We start from the raw sequence: 1,005 nt of genomic DNA, 5'->3' as shown, positions 1-1,005 counted from the left end.
TGCAGTCCCGGTTGTCCACATAGGCATGGAACGGGGGAAGGGAATTGAGGTTGACGGTGATGTCCGTGTAGGATTCCCAGCATTCCGGATTCTCCTTAGACCGGGATTCAAGTCCTACATACAGATTGTCATTGTCGATATAACTGTTAAGGACGAGTCTGACCTCAATGCGCTCAGCCGGATCTGTGGCTGTTTTCCAGTATAGAGTGTTCGATTTGTTCATACTTGTATTGTTTTTATGAGGGAATACGGCAGTCATTCTACCGCATTTCCCCGAATGTTATGATTTGATATTTATTTGTTCCTGTGCCGATTCCTTTTTCACGGTCCTCAGTCTTTTAAGGAGATACAGGAAATATTCACGGTCATAGATCCGGAAAAGAAATTCCTCTGATGTCTCCTTGATATGTCCGATGAAAGTTGCGGATTCCCTGCCGGGAGGATATTGAAAGAAATGTCCGTCGGAAACAAGGGTGAGCTTCTTTCCTGATACATGGTCTATCAGTTCGTCCGGAGTTTCGTAATGTCCTTTTCCTTTATAGAACTGATAATGGTTCCGGCGAAGACTTTTCAGGGTATTCGCCATGTCCGTCCTTGCTTTTCTGGAATCTGATTGGATGACAAGGTTGCAGATGAATACGGACTGTTTTCCGTCCAGTGAAAAATAATAGGGAATGAGTCTGGTTCCGCTGATTGTTTTGCTTGTTTCCTCTTTTGAGATCACGGCTTTCCGGTTGATGATTTCCATGTGACGGTCTATCTGACTGTCCAGTTCGGATTGCGGAGTAAGTACGGAGCGCAGGCCCTTGAAATATCTTCCTTGACGGGTAAAGCAGAAAGAGTATATATTTCCGTAATACGGTTCTCCCACAAAGAACGAGTTTTGTCTCATGCGCAAGGGTGGCAGTACATCCAGCAGGTCATAGTAGTCTTCTTCGGTGATTTCCTTGAACGGTTCGGACAGGGACTGATTGTATAGCCGCAGCTTCTTGTCTATATCAGAAG

At 45.2% G+C, this 1,005-nt stretch carries 2 protein-coding genes; both read right to left on the bottom strand.

Features of this window, described 5'->3' with window-relative positions; all coding sequences use genetic code 11:
* Positions 1-259, bottom strand: a 259-nt coding sequence (locus I6E11_RS14655; RefSeq protein WP_235338836.1) for a DUF4313 domain-containing protein, incomplete at its 3' end; no start/stop codon positions are given.
* Positions 260-280: 21 nt separating this feature from the next.
* Positions 281-1,005, bottom strand: a 725-nt coding sequence (locus I6E11_RS14650; protein ID WP_235338835.1) for a hypothetical protein, incomplete at its 5' end; no start/stop codon positions are given.

It is taken from the genome of Bacteroides caecigallinarum (genome assembly GCF_021531075.1).
Classification (GTDB): domain Bacteria; phylum Bacteroidota; class Bacteroidia; order Bacteroidales; family Bacteroidaceae; genus Phocaeicola; species Phocaeicola caecigallinarum_B.
Note: the sequence above shows the minus strand (reverse complement) of the source record. Positions and strands in the feature narration are given on the sequence as shown.